The 280-nt window shown below is 39.3% G+C and carries 1 protein-coding gene; it reads right to left on the reverse strand.

The window, feature by feature from the left end:
• Positions 1–177: transposase (locus O0V13_RS21595; RefSeq protein ID WP_268037088.1), on the reverse strand; the 177-nt coding region annotated here is incomplete at its 3' end.
• Positions 178–280: the final 103 nt, after the last annotated feature.

A 280-nucleotide genomic window follows, 5' to 3' on the forward strand; every position in this document is an offset into this window, starting at 1 on the left:
TGAACTTCTTCTCCGGCAATGACTGCATTCGAAAAACTTCGCACCACTGAACCAGTAATGACGAGTCACTTTTTCGCACTTTTTACAATAAATACCGGACTTCTCCCGGTAAGATTTAATGAAGAGTTCACAGGATTCTTCATCTGGAAATTGGTTTAGAAAGTGGATTAGTTTCATGATCTCTGATGTTTAAACCAAAGAAAAGCGTACTTTTCTACTTGACAAAACCAGTGACACCAACTGTCATTTGGCAACGTGCGAACTCACGGATACACATATT

It is taken from the genome of Algoriphagus sp. PAP.12 (assembly GCF_026652115.1).
Classification (GTDB): domain Bacteria; phylum Bacteroidota; class Bacteroidia; order Cytophagales; family Cyclobacteriaceae; genus Algoriphagus.